The organism is Cupriavidus sp. FW305-27 (assembly GCF_058787995.1).
Window position 1 is genome coordinate 74,455 of the sequence record NZ_JBYTAG010000010.1, and the last position, 14,354, is coordinate 88,808.

Here is a 14,354-nt window from a genome sequence, read left to right on the forward strand (position 1 = left end):
GGATGATCGCGCTGATCCAGCGGGTGGCCCAGGCCCGCGTCACGGTCGAAGGCCGCACCACCGGTGAAATCGGCGCCGGCCTGCTGGCGCTGGTCTGCGCCGAGCGCGGCGACACCGAGGCGCAGGCCGAGCGGCTGCTGGCCAAGATGCTGTCGTACCGGGTGTTTTCCGATGCTGCCGGCAAGATGAACCTGCCGGTTCAGAACATGGACGGCAACGGCAACGCCGGCGGGCTGCTGGTGGTTTCGCAGTTCACGCTGGCGGCCGATACCAACAGCGGCACGCGGCCGAGTTTCACGCCCGCTGCCTCGCCCGAGGACGGCCGGCGCCTGTACGAGCATTTCGTGGCGCAGGCGCGCGCCGCCCATCCGCAGGTGCAGACAGGCGAGTTCGGCGCGATGATGCAGGTCAGCCTGGTCAACGACGGCCCGGTCACCTTCTGGCTGCGGGTGCCGCCGGCCTGAACAGATTCCAAGCTGCCGCGCCCCGGCGCGGCACCAAGACAGGAGAGACAAATGAAAGTCTGGAGCAAGTCCTTCAACGACAACGCGCCGATTCCCGGCGAGTTCGCCTTCTGCGTGCCCGACGCCGCCGCCCACGTGGCCCTGTCGAATAACCGCAATCCCGACCTGCGCTGGGAAGACGCCCCGGCCGAGACGCGCTCGTTCGTGCTGATCTGCCACGACCGCGACGTGCCAAGCAAGGGCGACGACGTCAACCAGGAAGGCCGCGAAGTGCCGGCCGCGCTGCCGCGCGTTGACTTCTTCCACTGGGTGCTGGTCGACATCCCGCCGGGCCTGACCTCGATCGCGGCGGGCTCGCACAGCGACGGCGTGATCGCGCGCGGCAAGCCGGGCCCCGAAGCCACCGGCGGCACCGCCACCGCGGGCGGCCTGCGCCACGGCATCAACGACTACACCGGCTGGTTCGCCGGCGATGCCGACATGAAGGGCGACTACTACGGCTATGACGGCCCGTGCCCCCCGTGGAACGACACGCTGCTGCACCACTACGTGTTCACGCTGTATGCGCTGGACATCGACCGGCTGCCGCTCGATGGCACCTTCACCGGCGCGCAGGTGCGCGAGGCGATCCAGGGCCATGTGCTGGCGCAGGCCAGCCTCACCGGCACTTATACGCTGAACCCCAATCTGGCGAAATAACGTCTGGCCGGGGCCGCGCCAGCCGCGCGGCGCCGGCCTCAAAGGAAATCCCGAAGGAAACGGCATGTCGCAAAGCCCCGGGCCGCATTCGCTGGCCTATACCCACCTGATCGTGATCCGCCACGGCGAAACGGCCTGGAACCGGGAGCGCCGGCTGCAGGGCCAGCTCGACATTCCCCTGAACGAGACCGGCCGCGCCCAGGCGCGCGCGCTGGCCACGGCGCTGGCGGGCGAGCCGATCGATGCGGTCTATGCCAGCGACCTGTCGCGTGCGATGGAAACCGCTGCGCCGCTGGCCGAGGTGCTCGGGCTGCAGGTGCGCCCCGATGCGCGCCTGCGCGAGCGCAGCTACGGCACGCTGCAGGGTAAGACCTACGCCGAAGTAGCCGAGCACCTGCCCGAGGATTTCGCCCGCTGGCAGGCGCGCGTGCCGGACTACGCGCCGCCTGAAGGCGAGTCGCTGCTGGGCTTCCATGAGCGCGCGGTCGAGGTGGTGCTGGCGCTGTCGCGCCGGCATCCCGGCGAGCGCATCGCGCTGGTGGCGCACGGTGGCGTGCTTGACTGCCTGTACCGCGAGGCCACCGGCATGACGCTGGAAGCACCGCGCCAGCATGAACTGCTCAATGCCAGCGTCAACCGGCTACGCAGCGACAGCAGCCACCTGACGCTGGCGCAGTGGGGCGATGTCAGCCACCTTGAAAACCTGTCGCTGGACGAGGTGGACCGGCGCGTGCCTTAGCGCTACACGCGGACGCGGAACGGGGTGAAGTCGGTATTGCGGTCGAAATAATCCTCGTTCTCGGCCCGCTTCAGGAACCCGACCACCTTGTACGTCACCGGTGTCATCACCACTTCCCAGCCGGTCTTCAGCACGTACTGCGCCACTGCCACCTGGATCACCTTTTCCAGCGGCCAGATGCCGTAGAACGCGATCACGTAGAACAGCGACGAGTCGACCAGCTCACCGGCCAGCGTAGAGCCGATCGTGCGCGTCCACAGCCACCGCCCCGAGGTCCACAGCTTCATCTTGGCCAGCACGTAGCTGTTGGTGAAGCTGCCGCAGCAGAAGGCGATCAGCGAGCCGAGCGCAATCCGCCAGGTGTTGCCGAACACGTCCTGCAGGCTTTTCTGGTAGTCCGCCATGAAGGGCGCCACCGGCATGTTCAGCACCACCAGGCTCATGAAGGTGGCGAAAGCCAGCGCGGCAAAGCCGGCCCAGACCACGCGCCGGTCGCGGCCGTAGCCGTAGACCTCGGTCAACACGTCGCCGAAGATGTAGGAGATCGGGAAGAACAGCACGCCGGCGCCGAAGGTCACCGTGCCGATCACGGGCAGCGTCACCTGTGCCGCCTTGGCCGCGCCGATCAGGTTCGAGCACAGCAGCACGGTAACAAAGGCCACCATGACGAAGTCATAGTAACGGTAGACGCGGCCAGCGGGGCCTGCGCTGGCGGGGATGGCGGACATGGGGGCTCCCGGTCGGACGCGCTGGCGCGCGGTGTTTTGGGCGCGATTATGCCAGCGGACCCCGGATTCTGCCGCGGCATGCGCAAGCGTTGCTGCGGCCGCCTGAAATGAAAATTCCCGGCCGAAGCCGGGAATTTCAGGTGGAGCGGCGCAGCCGGGTGGCCGGGTCAGATATCCAGCTTGCTGATCTTGGAGCCGTTTACCGAGACGTCGAACATCAGGCCGGCATTGGTCTGCACGAAGGCAATCACCGGCTGCTGGCTGGTCAGGGTGTCGAGCCTGCCGTCCGCGCCGACCTTGGCCACCGCCACGTTGGCATCGGCGCCGGCGGTCCAGCCCTTGCTGGCAACAAACTTGTTGTAGGCCTCCGGGGTCATGAACATGATGATGACGGCCTTGGACTGCCCGCCGGCGGTCAGCCCGACCGAGGCCTGCGTCGTGCTGTAGTAGCCGACCGTCGCGCCCTTCGATCGCAGCGCACCCTCGCCGTACTCGCCGCCTACCACCAGGCCGGCCGAGATGACACGCGGGAACACCAGGACTCCTTGCGCACGCTGCGCCAGGTCGCGTGCGCCGGGGTTGGCGGAGAACAGCCGGTTCAGCGCTCCGTCCACCCCTGCATCGATTTCCTGCTTCTTGGCGACCGGGTCCTTCGAGGCGCTGGTGCCGGTGGTGGTGCAGCCTGCCGCCATTGCGGTGGCAACGAGCAGGCCCGATCCGGCAACCCGGGTAACAAAGTGGCGACGATTCATAGGTAACCTCCTGATGGGAAAAGTACCGCGTCTGGCTCAGTGGCTCAGTTGGCTGCGGCTGCCGCGGGTGCCTTGACCGTAATGGCCACGACTTCACGGTAGACGATCTTGGCCATCTGGCCCTGCTTGATGCCGTTCAGGTCGATGGCCGGATCCTGCACTTTCACGGTGCGCAGCGTCTCGCGCGGACCGCGGAAGGTGATCAGGCGCTTGGCCGGGTCGACCTTGGTGATCTGTGCGGTCACTGTGGTGGTGATCTCGCGCATGATGCCGGGCTTGCCGCCCTCGGCGGCGCGCGTGGTGCGGTCGACCGATTCGGCCAGTGCGGTGGCCTTGCTGTCGACCGGCTCAAGCGCGGCGACCAGCGCGGCGCCACGCGCCACGGTGAGGATGTCGCCCTTGCGGATCTGGCCAAAGTTGCGGGCCTCGTCGCCAGCCACCAGTTCGACCACGTTGCCGCGCGGGCCCTGGACCAGCACGGCCTTGGATTCGGGATCGATATCGACGATCTTGCCGCTGATGACCGCCTCTTCGGCCACGCCGACCGGCGCCGGCGGGCGCTGGGCGTTGGCACTGCCGGCGGCGAACGCGGTGGCGGCGAGGGCTGCGGCGAGCAGGCTGGACGAATGGCGAATCATTGGCTTTCCTTGACGTATTTGTGAAGGTGCCGTGCCTGGCGGGGCGCGGCCATCGCAGCACCGGGCCGGTGCCGATAAAGCCATTGTGGACAATCGGCCACGGGCCAGCAATCCACTTCGAAAAAATTTGGAGCGCGAAATTAAAACGTTTAATTGGTGCTGCGCCGGGGCCCTGCCAAGGCGCTGTTGCTGCTTCGTGCTGTCAGGCGTCGCCGAACAGTTCGCTGGCGCCGCTGCCTTGCGGGTTGGCCAGGCCGAAATGCCGGTAGGCGGCAGTCGTGGCCACGCGCCCGCGCGGCGTGCGCTGCAGGTAGCCTTGCTGGATCAGGTAGGGCTCGAGCACGTCCTCGATGGTGTCGCGCTCCTCGCCGATGGCCGCGGCGAGGTTGTCCACGCCCACGGGGCCGCCGCCGAACTTGTGCAGCACTGCTTCCAGCAGCTTGCGGTCCATCAGGTCGAAGCCGACGCTGTCCACGTCCAGCATGGCCAGCGCCGCGTCTGCCATGGCGCGGGTGATGTTCCCGTCACCTTTGACCTCGGCGTAGTCGCGCACCCGGCGCAGCAGCCGGTTGGCGATACGGGGCGTGCCGCGCGCGCGCCGGGCGATCTCCAGCGCGCCCTGCGGGTCGATACGGGCATGCAGCAGCTGCGCCGAGCGCGTGACGATGCGGGCCAGCTCATCGGCGGTATAGAACTCCAGTCGCGCCACGATGCCGAAGCGGTCGCGCAGGGGGTTGGTCAGCATGCCGGCACGCGTGGTGGCGCCCACCAGCGTGAACGGCTGCAGGTCGAGCTTGACCGAGCGCGCCGCCGGGCCCTCGCCGATCATGATGTCGATCTGGTAGTCCTCGAGCGCCGGGTACAGGATCTCCTCGACGACCGGCGAGAGCCGGTGGATCTCGTCGATGAACAGCACGTCGTTGGCTTCCAGGTTGGTCAGCAGCGCGGCCAGGTCGCCCGGGCGCTCCAGCACGGGGCCCGAGGTCTGGCGCAGGTTGACGCCCATCTCGCGCGCGATGATGTGGGCCAGCGTGGTCTTGCCCAGGCCCGGCGGGCCGAACAGCAGCACGTGGTCCAGCGCCTCGCGCCGGTTGCGCGCGGCGTGCATGAAGATATCGAGCTGCCCGCGCACCTTTTCCTGGCCGACATACTCGTCCAGCAGCTTGGGCCGCAGCGCGCGCTCGAACGCCTCCTCCTGCGACGAGGCGGGGGTGGCGGCAATTACGCGGGCGGGGGCGGCAAGCTTGTCAGTTTCGATCATGGCGGTCAGGGGCCCGGACAGCGGCAACAATCCGCCATTCTACGCGCCTATGCAGGTCTCAAGCCTTGGACAATGCCTTGAGCGCCAGCTTGATGCCGTCCGACACGCCGGTCCCCGCCGGCACCTGCTTGATCGCGGCGGCGGCTTCCTTTTCCGAGTAGCCCAGCGCCAGCAGCGCATTGAGCACGTCGACGGCGCTGTCCGGCACCGCCGGCGTGCCCGGCACGTGGCCCAGCTCCGCGCCCAGCTTGCCCTTGAGCTCCAGCAGCAGCCGCTCCGCGGTCTTCTTGCCGATGCCGGGAATGCGCGTGAGGCGGCCGGCTTCCTGCAGCGTGATGGCCTGCGCCAGCTCGGGCACCGACATGCCCGACAGCACCGCCAGCGCCATGCGCGCGCCGATGCCGGTGATCTTGATCAACTCGCGGAAGGTGTTGCGCTCCGATGCGGTGCCGAAGCCGTACAGCAGGTGCGCGTCCTCGCGCACGATCAGCTGCGTCAGCAGTGTCACCGGCTGGCCCACCGCGGGCAGGTTGTAGAAGGTGCTCATCGGCACGTCCACCTCGTAGCCGACGCCGTGGCAATCGACTAGCAGGTGCGGGGGATTCTTCTCGATAAGGGTGCCGGCGATGCGTCCGATCATGGTGCGGAGGAGGGAATGGAAGGTGGGGGTCAGGGACCAGGCGGCCGCAAGTGTAGCCCAGCGGCCGCCCTGCCGGGGTCAGCGCGCCGGCGTATCCACCGCGCGCCGGCCCAGCGCCGGGTCGTCGGTGAAGAAGCCATCGATGCCGGCCGCGATAAAGGCCTGCACCTCCCGCTCCATGCCGGACGGGCTGCGCGTGGCGTCGTCGCCGCCGGCCTGCAGCGCCTTGGGCAGGAAGCTGTTTTCCGGACGGAAGGTGTAGGGATGGACGAACAGCCCGGCAGCATGCGCCTGGCGCACCACCGGCGTCGGCGCAGCCAGCGCGCCCTGCGCATCGCGCGGCACCACGCTGCTCTTCTCGGGGCCGATGCCGTCGGCATAGGCTGCCACCTCGCGCAGGCCGGTCGCGCCCAGCATGTCGCCGAAGGTGCGGCCGTCGCCCGCCAGCTTCCAGTCGGCCGGGCCCTTGCGCGGGTTGCCGATGAGCTGCACCAGCTTCACGTTGTGCTGCCCGCTGCCAAGCGTGCGCCGCAGCGCGCGCAGGCTGCCGGTCTCGAAGCATTGGATAAACACGGGTGCGTTGCGCAGGTAGGGTTGTGCCCGCAGCGCGGCCACCAGCTTGTCCTCGAGCGGCAGCCCGATGCCGCGGAAGTAGCTCGGGTGCTTCAGCTCTGCGTAGATGCCGATGGGTTTGCCGGTGCGCAGCGCGGCCTGCTCGGCCAGGCGCACGATCTCGTCGAAGGTCGGCACCTCGAACTGGTCGTTCAGGCGCGCATTGTCCGGGCGCAGGCGCGGGATGCGCTCACGCGCGCGCAGCGTCTTGAGCTCCGCCAGCGTGAAGTCTTCGGTGAACCAGCCGCTCAGGCGCTCGCCGTCGATCACCTTGGTGCGCTTGCGCTCGGCGAACTGCGGCAGTTCGGCCACGTTGGTGGTGCCGGTGATGTCGTTCTCGTGGCGCGCTACCAGCACGCCGTCGCGTGTCATGACCAGGTCGGGCTCGATGGCGTCGGCGCCGTCCTCGATGGCTTTGGCGTAGGCGGCAAGTGTATGTTCGGGGCGCAGCGCGCTGGCGCCGCGATGGGCGATCACCAGCGGTTTGGGAGGCTGGGTGGCGGCGGCCGCAGGCGCAGCGCTCGCGGCGGGTGCCGGCACCGGAGCCGCGGACACGGGCTTAGGGCGCGGCGCGGTGGCGCAGCCCGCGACCAGCGCGGCGCAGGCCGCGGCGGCCGGAAACAGCCAACGCCGGAAGGCAAGAACAGGGAAGAGGCTGGGGCGCCGGCGCGGCGCGCTCAACCGGGACTGACTAGGCATGCAGCGTTCCTGTGGTGAGACCAAGGCCCGATTGTAAGAGATGGGGAAGCGGGCACAGCAAGCGCCAGCCGCTGGCGTGTTCAGCCGACCAGCCGCCCGCGCCGCACGCGCATGCCTTTGCGCACCAGGTCGGGCGCCAGGCCCGACAGCGTGCCCAGGGTATCGCTGCCGTTGGCATGGCAGATCGCCACGCCGAGCGCATCGGCCGCATCGCTGCCGGGCTGGCCGGGCAGCATCAGCAGCCGCGTCACCATTTCCTGCACCTGCGCCTTGTTGGCGCGGCCGTAGCCGACCACCGCCACCTTGAGCTGCAGCGCGGTGTACTCGAACACCGGCAAGCCGTAGCCCACCAGCCCGCAGATCGCCGCGCCGCGGGCCTGGCCGAGCAGCAGCGTGGACTGCGGGTTGACGTTGACGAAGACCTTCTCGATCGCCGCGCAGTCGGGTGCATAGGTGCGCGACACTTCGCTGATGCCGTCGTAGAGCGTCTTCAGCCGTTCCGGCAACGTTGAATTGCCGTCGCTCTTGATCGTGCCCGAGGCCACGTAGGCAAGCTTGTTGCCGTGCTTCTCGATCACGCCGAAGCCGGTGGTGCGCAGGCCGGGGTCGATGCCTAGGATTCGCATTGGGTGGGTAGGATGGATGCCGTCGCTAGTGTATTGCTTTTTGCACCGGCACCTAAGGCAAAAAGCGGTTTCGCTTTCCCTTGCAGGAGAACGAAACCGCTTCGGAGCCGGCGGCCTTGCCAGGCAAGGCCGCAAGCCTGCCAGTGCTTAGTGGCGGAAGTGGCGCGTGCCGGTCACCACCATGGCGATGCCGCGTTCGTCGGCGGCGGCGATCACTTCGTCGTCGCGCATCGAGCCGCCCGGCTGGATCACGCAGGTCGCGCCCGCGTCGACCACCACGTCCAGGCCGTCACGGAACGGGAAGAACGCGTCCGAGGCCACTGCCGAGCCGGCCAGCGTCAGGCCGGCATTCTGCGCCTTGATGCTGGCGATGCGGGCCGAATCCACGCGGCTCATCTGGCCCGCGCCCACGCCCAGCGTCATGCCGCCGCCGCAGAACACGATGGCATTGGACTTGACGAACTTGGCCACGCGCCAGGCGAACATCAGGTCGTCCATTTCCTTCGGGTTCGGGTGGCGGCGCGTCACCACGCGCAGCTCGGACGGCTGCACGTTCCTGGCGTCCGGGCTCTGCACCAGCAGGCCGCCGCCGACACGCTTGAAGTCATACTGGTTGATGCCCTGGCCCAACGGGATCTCCAGCAGGCGCACATTCTGCTTGGCCGCGAACACGGCACGCGCGCCGGCGCTGAACGACGGGGCGATCAGCACTTCGACGAACTGCCTGGCCACGGCCTGCGCGGCGGTTTCGTCCAGCTCGACGTTGAAGGCGATGATGCCGCCGAAGGCCGAGGTCGAATCGGTCTTGAAGGCCTTGTCATACGCTTCCAGCGCATTCGCGCCCAGCGCCACGCCGCACGGGTTGGCGTGCTTGATGATGACGCAGGCGGCGCCGCTGGCGGCGTCGAACGACTTGACGCATTCCCAGGCCGCGTCGGCGTCGGCGATGTTGTTGTACGACAGTTCCTTGCCCTGCAGCTGCACGTAGTTGGCCAGCGCGCCGTCCACGGCCCTCAGGTCGCGGTAGAACGCGGCGGACTGGTGCGGGTTCTCGCCGTAGCGCATTTCCTGCACCTTGTCGAAGGCGAGGTTCAGCGTCTGCGGGTAGGCGCTGCGGCCCTGGTGCGACTTGTCGGCACCCAGGCTGGTCAGGTAGTTGGTGATGGCGCCGTCGTACTGGGCGGTGTGCGCGAACACCTTGGTGGCCAGGCGGAAATTGGTGTCGTAGCCGACGCTGTTGGCGTTGGCGCGCATTTCGTCGAGCACCACGGCGTAGTCGGCCGGGTCGACGATCACGGTCACGTCGCGATGGTTCTTGGCCGCCGAACGCAGCATGGTCGGGCCGCCGATGTCGATGTTCTCGATCGCGTCGGGCAGGGTGCAGTCATCCTTGGCCACGGTCTGCTGGAACGGGTACAGGTTCACCACCAGCAGGTCGATGGTCGGGATGTCGTGCTCGGCCAGCGCGGCCATGTGCTCGGGCAGGTCGCGGCGCGCCAGGATGCCGCCGTGGACCTTGGGATGCAGTGTCTTGACGCGGCCGTCGAGCATTTCCGGGAAGCCGGTGTAGTCGGCCACCTCCGTCACGGGCAGGCCGCTGTCGGCCAGCAGCTTGGCGGTGCCGCCGGTGGAAAGCAGCGTGACGCCGAGCGCGTTCAGTTCGCGCGCGAAATCGACGATGCCGGTCTTGTCGGAAACGGAGAGTAGGGCTTGCTTGATCATGGCTGTGGGAGACGCTTCAAATTCAAAGTAAACCGTGCTGCTGCAGCTTCTTGCGCAGCGTATTGCGATTGATGCCCAGATAGGCGGCGGCCAGCGACTGGTTGCGCTCGGCGCGCACCATCACGGCTTCCAGCAGCGGCCGTTCGACCGCCTCGAGCACCATGTTGTACATATTCGACGGCTCTTCGCCGTCCAGGTCGCGAAAATAAGTGTCCAGGCTTTCCCGGATACACTGGTCGATAGCGTTGCGGCTCATGCGGCAAGCAACTCCCCGTTTTTGTTGTTGTTCGCTTCGTCTTGGTCTTGTGCTGCGTCGTCCACGTACACCAGCCGGTCAGAGATCTGCGCCTGCTCGTCGAAGAACGCATTGACCGCCGCCAGTTGTTCGGCGGTGCTCTCCAGTGTGTTCATGCGGTGGCGGAACAGGTTGGCGCCGCGCAGCCCGCGCGTGTACCAGGCAATATGCTTGCGCGCGGTGCGCACGCCGGTGAATTCGCCATAGAAGGCGTAGTGGTCTTCCAGGTGCGCATTCATGATGGCACGGATCTCGGCCACTTCCGGCGACGGCAGCATCTCGCCGGTCTTCAGGAAGTGCTCGATCTCACGGAACAGCCAGGGCCGGCCCTGCGCCGCGCGGCCGATCATGATCGCGTCCGCGCCGGTCAGCGCCAGTACTTGCTTTGCCTTCTGCGGCGTGGTGATGTCGCCGTTGGCGACCACCGGGATCGAGACCGCTGCCTTGACCGCGGCAATGGTCTCGTACTCGGCGTCACCGTGGTACAGGTCGGCGCGGGTGCGGCCGTGGATGGTCAGCATGCTGATGCCCGCGTCCTCGACCATGTGCGCGATGCGCAGCGCATTGCGGTTCTCGCGGTTCCAGCCGGTGCGGATCTTCAGCGTGACCGGCACCCGGTCGCCCACGGCGCCGACCACGGCCTGAACGATGCGCACCACCAGCGGCTCGTTCTGCAGCAGGGCCGAGCCGGCGGCGACGTTGCACACCTTCTTGGCCGGGCAGCCCATGTTGATGTCGATGATCTGCGCGCCGCGGTCCACGTTGTAGCGCGCGGCCTCGGCCATCATCGACGGCTCGGCGCCGGCGATCTGCACGGCGATGGGTTCGACCTCGCCGGCGTGGTTGGCGCGGCGCATGGTTTTCTCGCTCTTCCACAGCTGTGCGTTGGACGCCACCATTTCCGACACCGCATAGCCCGCGCCGAGCTGCTTGCACAGCTGGCGGAAGGGCCGGTCCGTCACGCCCGCCATCGGGGCGACAAACAGGTTGTTGCGGAGTTGGTGAGGTCCGATCTGCACGGTTGGGCGGCGGTTCTGAGAGGCCGTCCCGGTGACCGTAGCGCGCCCTCGCGGCGTGGATGGCGCCAGGGAAGGGGTCGGGACAGCCTGCTCTGAGACGGAAGACGAAACGGAAAAACATGCCCCTGCCGAAACTGCAGCCGGCCTTGGATTGGGACATGTGCGAGGGCAGGATTCTACCGCCAAACCATCGCCATTGCCCAAGATTTGAGCATCCGGAGCGCAACCGGGCAGGGGCCGTGGCGCAAACGCCGCCATGCGCGTGGCGCTTGCGCCACTGGCGGGGTCAGCGACGCATCCCGAACATCATGTGGCGCGCCAGCGCATGCCGCAGCGGCGGCAGGCAGGCCAGCACGGCCAGCGACGCGCCCCGCGCGTGCGCGGCCAGCGGGTAGGCGATGCCGAACACACGTGGCAGCAGGTCGGTCACGCCGATGGTGACGGCGCGGTCGAGCCGGTGGCGGCTGGCGAAGGCTTGCAGCGCCTGCGGCGTGCAGGCGCTGCGCAGCGAATCGGCCAGCGCGAAGGCGTCGCGCAAGCCCAGGTTGAGTCCCTGTCCGGCCACCGGGTGCAGCGTTTGCGCGGCATTGCCGACCGCCGCCACGCGGCCGTTGACGGTCACCGGGGCCGCATTCAGGCCGAGCGGGAAGGCATGGCGCTTGCCGGCCAGCGTGAAATGGCCCATGCGGTCGCCAAAGGCCCGGCCCAGTTCCGCCGCGAACTCCGCTTCCGGCAGCGCGATGCGCCGCGCGGCCTGGTCCGGCGGGCAGCACCACACCAGCGCATAGCCCGGCACGCCATGCTCCTCGTGCGGCAGCAGCGCCAGCGGGCCTTCGTCGGTAAAGCGCTCCCAGGCCCAGCCCGGCTGCGGGCGCGAGCAGGTCACATGGGCGATCACCGCGGTCTGGCGGTAGTCGCGCGTGCGCGCGCCGCGGCCCTGGTGGGCGGCCTGCTGGTGGAACAGCCCGCCCTCGGCCTGCACCACCAGGCGCGCGGCCAGGTGTGCCACCTGGCCGTCGTGGCCGGTGCCGGCCAGTTGCACGGCGCCGGCATCGGGATCGTCCGCGGCGCTCGGCGCAGGATCCTGTGCGATCTGGTCGATGCGGGTCTCGAACACACGCTGCAGCCGGCCTTCGCCCGCCGCCTGCGCGGCATGGGCGAGCGCGCGCTCCAGTGCCTCGCACAAGTCGCCGTAGCGGACCACGTAACCGAGCGCCGGCACGCCGTAGTCGTCATGGTGCAGCCGCACATGGCCGAAGCGGCCGCGCTGCGAGACATGGATATGCTCGATCGGGCTGCCGGGCACCGGCCAGGCGCCGATCTGCTCCAGCAGCTGGCGGCTGCCATGCGACAGCGCGATCGCGCGCGGATCGCGCGCGGCGCGCGCCGGCGTGGCGGCATCGACCAGTGTCAGGCGCCAGCTGGTAGTGCGGAGCAACTGGCAGGCCAGCGCCAGCCCGACCGGGCCGCCGCCGACGATGGCGATATCGCGCAGGCTTTGGAAATCAGGCTGCGCGGCCGGCATCGTCGCTGCCTCCTGCATGACCCGCATCCGCCTCCGTTGGTGCTGCCGCATCGCGCTTCCAGCAGATCGCATCCGAGCGCGATTTGCCGGCCGCGGCGTCGCGCAGCGCGTTCTCGAGCTTCTGGTGGTTGAAACCCGGCAGTGCGCGCAGCTGCTCAAGCAGTGCACCATGGTTGGCGGCATTCAGCGGCGCCACGCAGCCCTGGCCCGAATCGGGCGTGCCGATCAGGATCAGCCAGGCCGTGCCGGCCCAGGGCGCGCGGTCGGACACCCGGACCACCACGCGCTCGAGCGTGTCCCAGGCGACTTCCTCGCGCTGGCCGTCGGGGCGGTGCACCACCACGCGGTCGTCGTACAGGTTGATGATGAAGGGTTCGGACGGATCGGGCCGGCGGTCGCTGCCAGCATTGCTGCCGCTGCGGGCCTGGCCCGGAAAGATCCTGCGCAGCCAGCCGATCATCGCAGACCTCCGGCAGCATTGGCGTTATCGCGCATCAGCGCCTCGATCTCGTCGGCCAGCACCGGCACGCCGCGCGTGATCAGCTCGCAGTCGCCGTCGGTGACCACGGCGTCGTCCTCGATGCGGATGCCGATATGCCAGTAGCGCTCGGGCACGTCCTCGGCCGGGCGCACATAGATGCCGGGCTCGATGGTCAGCACCATGCCCGGCTGCAGCGGCCGCCACGGGCGCTCGCCTTCGCCGCCGTGGCTGGCCACGCGGTATTCGCCCACGTCATGGACATCCATGCCAAGCCAGTGGCCGGTGCGGTGCATGTAGAAGCGGCGGTAGCTGCCGCTGGCGAGCACGTCGTCGAGCGTGCCTTCCTTGTTGCGGTCGAGCAGGCCGGTATCGAGCATGCCCTGCGCCAGCACGCGCACGGCGGCGTCATGCGGCACGTTGTAGGGCACGCCGGCGCGGGTCTCGGCGATGGCGGCGTCCTGCGCGGCCACCACCAGGTCGTACAGCTCTCGCTGCGCCGGCGAGAAGCGGCCCGAGACCGGGAAGGTGCGGGTGATGTCCGAGGCGTAGCCGTCGAACTCGCAGCCGGCATCGATCAGGCAGAGGTCGCCGTCCCTCAGTTCGGCGGGGCCGGCGCGGTAGTGCAGCACGCAGGCGTTGGGGCCGGCCGCGACGATCGAGTTATAGGCCACGCTCTGCGCGCCATGGCGGCGGAACTCATAGAGCAGTTCCGCCTCCAGGTGGTATTCACGCAGTCCGGCGCGGGTGGCCTGCATGGCCCGTACATGGGCGCCGGCGGAGATCTGCGCCGCGCGGCGCATGGTGGCCAGCTCGCCGGCATCCTTGAACAGGCGCATTTCGTCGAGCACGGTGCGGATGTCGAGCGCAACCGACGGCGCGGCGACCCCGGCGCGGCCCTGCATGCGCACGGCGTCCATCCAGCGCCGCATCTGCACGTCGGTGCGGGTCGAGTCGGCCAGCGGGTAGGCAATCTGCGCGCGGTTGGCCAGCAGCGGCGGCAGCGCGGCGTCGATCTCTTCGACCGAATGCGCTTCATCGAAGCCGAACACGGCGCGCGCGCCATCCGGGCCGAAACGGAAACCGTCCCAGATCTCGCGCTCTTCATGCTTGGGGCGGCAGAACAGGATGCTGCGGTCGGCATCGGCGGGGTCGCCCGGCGCGCCGGCCACCAGCACCAGCACGGCCTCGGGCTCGGTAAAGCCGCTCAGGTAATAGAAATAGCTGTCGTGCCGGTACGGGTAGTCGCTGTCGCGGTTGCGCATGGCTTCCGGCGCCGTGGGCAGGATCGCCACACCGCCGCCGCCGGCGCGCAGGTGCTGCAGCACACGGGCGCGGCGGTCGCGGCAGGCGGCGAGGAGGGCGTTGTCGGGTGAGGACATGGTAGGGCCTGGGATGAGGAGGATCAGGGCGATTCTACCGCCGCTGGCGCCTCGCTGGCCGCGGGATCGTCCGGG

General features: G+C 68.7%; 16 protein-coding genes. 3 read left to right on the forward strand and 13 right to left on the reverse strand.

Annotation, left to right across the window (positions count from 1 at the left end):
* Positions 1-2: 2 nt before the first annotated feature.
* From dtd to AC3WRI_RS07035, 3 genes are all read left to right on the forward strand, one after another.
* The gene (gene dtd, locus AC3WRI_RS07025) at positions 3-464 is read left to right on the forward strand and encodes a D-aminoacyl-tRNA deacylase (RefSeq protein ID WP_010813898.1); all 462 of its coding nucleotides are present in this window, start codon (positions 3-5) and stop codon (positions 462-464) included.
* Positions 465-515: 51 nt separating this feature from the next.
* Entirely contained in the window at positions 516-1,163 is a 648-nt protein-coding gene (locus AC3WRI_RS07030; RefSeq protein WP_011614542.1) for a YbhB/YbcL family Raf kinase inhibitor-like protein, read from the forward strand.
* Between the two features lie 64 nt (positions 1,164-1,227).
* The gene (locus AC3WRI_RS07035; protein ID WP_011614543.1) at positions 1,228-1,902 is read left to right on the forward strand and encodes a histidine phosphatase family protein; all 675 of its coding nucleotides are present in this window, start codon (positions 1,228-1,230) and stop codon (positions 1,900-1,902) included.
* Positions 1,903-1,904: 2 nt separating this feature from the next.
* Here AC3WRI_RS07035 and AC3WRI_RS07040 read toward each other — a convergent pair whose 3' ends face one another.
* From AC3WRI_RS07040 to AC3WRI_RS07100, 13 genes are all read right to left on the reverse strand, one after another.
* On the reverse strand, positions 1,905-2,630 hold the full coding sequence (locus tag AC3WRI_RS07040; protein WP_010813895.1) for a queuosine precursor transporter: 726 nt from the start codon (positions 2,628-2,630) through the stop codon (positions 1,905-1,907).
* Between the two features lie 167 nt (positions 2,631-2,797).
* Complete coding sequence (locus tag AC3WRI_RS07045) at positions 2,798-3,382, reverse strand: BPSL1445 family SYLF domain-containing lipoprotein (RefSeq protein ID WP_010813894.1); 585 nt, start codon at positions 3,380-3,382, stop codon at positions 2,798-2,800.
* Between the two features lie 44 nt (positions 3,383-3,426).
* Positions 3,427-4,020: a hypothetical protein gene (locus AC3WRI_RS07050; protein ID WP_010813893.1), complete on the reverse strand. Its 594-nt coding sequence runs from the start codon at positions 4,018-4,020 to the stop codon at positions 3,427-3,429.
* 202 nt (positions 4,021-4,222) lie between these two features.
* Positions 4,223-5,281: a Holliday junction branch migration DNA helicase RuvB gene (gene ruvB / locus AC3WRI_RS07055; RefSeq protein ID WP_492292918.1), complete on the reverse strand. Its 1,059-nt coding sequence runs from the start codon at positions 5,279-5,281 to the stop codon at positions 4,223-4,225.
* A 58-nt stretch (positions 5,282-5,339) separates the two neighbouring features.
* Complete coding sequence (gene ruvA / locus AC3WRI_RS07060) at positions 5,340-5,921, reverse strand: Holliday junction branch migration protein RuvA (protein WP_010813891.1); 582 nt, start codon at positions 5,919-5,921, stop codon at positions 5,340-5,342.
* Between the two features lie 78 nt (positions 5,922-5,999).
* Positions 6,000-7,232: a glycerophosphodiester phosphodiesterase gene (locus AC3WRI_RS07065; RefSeq protein ID WP_492292920.1), complete on the reverse strand. Its 1,233-nt coding sequence runs from the start codon at positions 7,230-7,232 to the stop codon at positions 6,000-6,002.
* Positions 7,233-7,312: 80 nt separating this feature from the next.
* Positions 7,313-7,858: a crossover junction endodeoxyribonuclease RuvC gene (gene ruvC, locus AC3WRI_RS07070; protein WP_010813889.1), complete on the reverse strand. Its 546-nt coding sequence runs from the start codon at positions 7,856-7,858 to the stop codon at positions 7,313-7,315.
* 147 nt (positions 7,859-8,005) lie between these two features.
* Positions 8,006-9,580, reverse strand: coding sequence for a bifunctional phosphoribosylaminoimidazolecarboxamide formyltransferase/IMP cyclohydrolase (gene purH / locus AC3WRI_RS07075; RefSeq protein ID WP_010813888.1), 1,575 nt, complete (start codon positions 9,578-9,580; stop codon positions 8,006-8,008).
* 22 nt (positions 9,581-9,602) lie between these two features.
* A complete protein-coding gene (locus AC3WRI_RS07080) occupies positions 9,603-9,836 on the reverse strand; it encodes a Fis family transcriptional regulator (protein ID WP_010813887.1) in 234 nt (77 codons plus the stop codon).
* Entirely contained in the window at positions 9,833-10,894 is a 1,062-nt protein-coding gene (gene dusB, locus AC3WRI_RS07085; protein ID WP_454749237.1) for a tRNA dihydrouridine synthase DusB, read from the reverse strand. The genes AC3WRI_RS07080 and dusB overlap by 4 nt, the downstream gene beginning before the upstream one ends.
* Before the next feature lie 286 nt (positions 10,895-11,180).
* Positions 11,181-12,419: a UbiH/UbiF/VisC/COQ6 family ubiquinone biosynthesis hydroxylase gene (locus AC3WRI_RS07090; RefSeq protein WP_010813885.1), complete on the reverse strand. Its 1,239-nt coding sequence runs from the start codon at positions 12,417-12,419 to the stop codon at positions 11,181-11,183.
* Positions 12,400-12,879, reverse strand: coding sequence for a hypothetical protein (locus tag AC3WRI_RS07095; protein WP_010813884.1), 480 nt, complete (start codon positions 12,877-12,879; stop codon positions 12,400-12,402). The genes AC3WRI_RS07090 and AC3WRI_RS07095 overlap by 20 nt, the downstream gene beginning before the upstream one ends.
* The gene (locus tag AC3WRI_RS07100; protein ID WP_011614546.1) at positions 12,876-14,279 is read right to left on the reverse strand and encodes an aminopeptidase P N-terminal domain-containing protein; all 1,404 of its coding nucleotides are present in this window, start codon (positions 14,277-14,279) and stop codon (positions 12,876-12,878) included. Before AC3WRI_RS07100 ends, AC3WRI_RS07095 begins: the two co-directional genes overlap by 4 nt.
* Positions 14,280-14,354: the final 75 nt, after the last annotated feature.